The sequence below is a fragment of the Mycolicibacterium palauense genome, from assembly GCF_002592005.1.
In the GTDB taxonomy this organism is placed as follows: domain Bacteria; phylum Actinomycetota; class Actinomycetes; order Mycobacteriales; family Mycobacteriaceae; genus Mycobacterium; species Mycobacterium palauense.
In genome coordinates this window covers 1-1,878 of the sequence record NZ_NVQF01000184.1, presented here as the reverse complement: position 1 = coordinate 1,878, position 1,878 = coordinate 1, and the positions used below count along the sequence as shown (strand labels likewise).

Genomic DNA, 1,878 nt, shown 5'->3' with positions numbered 1-1,878 from the left:
ACGGCAACGGCACCGCCATCTTCACCAACGACGGTGGCGCCGCCCGGCGCTTCCAGAACGAGGTCCAGGTGGGCATGGTGGGCATCAACGTGCCGATCCCGGTGCCGATGGCCTACTACAGTTTCGGCGGCTGGAAGGCCTCCCTGTTCGGCGACAGCCACGCCCACGGCACCGACGGTGTGCAGTTCTTCACCCGGCAGAAGGCCATCACCAGCCGCTGGCTGGATCCCGGCTCGCGCCCGCAGGGCGGCATCAACCTCGGCTTCCCCGAAAACAGCTGACCGGCACCCGCCCGCGCGGCGCGAAACCCGAGCAGAATCGTCACCGTCGGCCCTCCCGACGCAGCCTCCCCAAGGAGATACCCCGATGACCACCCTCCCCTCGCCCCTGCCCTCGACCGCCCTGCCCGGCGGACAGGATCTCGACAGCGCCGTCGCCGAGGGGCGACGCGCCCACGAACTGGACCGCGCGCACGTCTTCCACTCGTGGTCGGCGCAGGCCCATCTCAACCCGATGACGATCCTGGCGTCGGCGGGTTCCTACGTCTGGGACGGTGAGGGCAACCGGCTGCTGGACTTCTCCTCGCAGATGGTCAACACCAACATCGGCCACCAGCACCCGCGGGTGGTCGCCGCGATCGCCGAGCAGGCCGCCAAGCTGTGCACCGTCGCGCCCGCCCACGTCAACGCCGCGCGTTCGGAGGCGGCCCGGCTCGTCGCCGAACGCACGCCGGGCGATCTGAACCGGATCTTCTTCACCAATGCCGGCGCCGACGCCGTCGAGCACGCGGTGCGGATGGCCCGGCTGCACACCGGCCGCTACAAGGTGCTCTCCCGGTACCGTTCCTACCACGGTGGCACCGACACCGCGGTCAACCTGACCGGCGACCCCCGCCGGTGGCCCAACGACTACGCCAGCAGCGGTGTGGTGCACTTCGACGGGCCGTTCCTGTACCGGTCGACCTTTCACGCCGAGACCGAGCAGCAGGAGACCGAGCGGGCGCTCGAACATCTGCAACGGGTCATCGAGATGGAGGGCCCGGCGTCGTTCGCCGCGCTCATTCTGGAGTCGGTGCCCGGCACCGCGGGCATCATGGTCCCGCCGCCGGGGTACATGGCCGGCGTCCGCGAGATCTGCGACCGCTACGGCATCGTGTTCATCGCCGACGAGGTGATGGCCGGTTTCGGGCGCACCGGCACCTGGTTCGCCATCGACAACTTCGATGTCGTGCCGGACCTGATGACCTTCGCCAAGGGCGTCACCTCCGGCTACGTCCCGCTGGGCGGGGTCGCGATCAGCGACGCGATCGCGGCGACCTTCGCCGAGCGCGCCTACCCCGGTGGCCTGACCTACTCGGGTCATCCCCTGGCCACGGCCTGCGCCGTGGCCACCATCAACGCGATGGAGGACGAGGGGATGGTCGACAACGCCGCGCGCATCGGGAGCGAGGTCCTCGGGCCCGGGCTGCGTGAGCTGGCCGCCCGGCACCCCTCGGTCGGTGAGGTCCGCGGCCTGGGCGTGTTCTGGGCGATCGAGCTGGTCTCCGATCCGCACACCCGTGCACCGCTGGCCCCCTACGGCGGCTCGAGTCCGGCGATGAACGCGGTGGTCGGGGCGTGCAAGGCCGGTGGCCTGCTGCCCTTCTCCAACTACAACCGCATCCACGCCTGCCCGCCGTGCAACGTCAGCGACGCCGAGGTCGCCGAGGGGCTGGCGATCCTCGACACCGCCCTGACGGTCGCCGACGGTTTTGTGACGAGCTGAGGGCCGTCACCGAGGGGTGCCGGGCGGCCAGCTCACGCAGCCCGGGCCCGAGGACCTCGCTCCCGATGCGCGCGGCGTTGTCGACCATCCCCTCGTCCTCCATCGCGTTGATGG

The 1,878-nt window shown here is 70.6% G+C and carries 2 protein-coding genes; both read left to right on the top strand.

Annotated features, from left to right (window positions below; translation table 11 throughout):
* Positions 1 to 281 (top strand): aldehyde dehydrogenase family protein (locus tag CSR00_RS29740; protein ID WP_141564430.1); only part of this gene is annotated, 281 nt, incomplete at its 5' end.
* 85 nt (positions 282 to 366) lie between these two features.
* Positions 367 to 1,764, top strand: coding sequence for an aspartate aminotransferase family protein (locus CSR00_RS29735; protein ID WP_099025932.1), 1,398 nt, complete (start codon positions 367 to 369; stop codon positions 1,762 to 1,764).
* Positions 1,765 to 1,878: the final 114 nt, after the last annotated feature.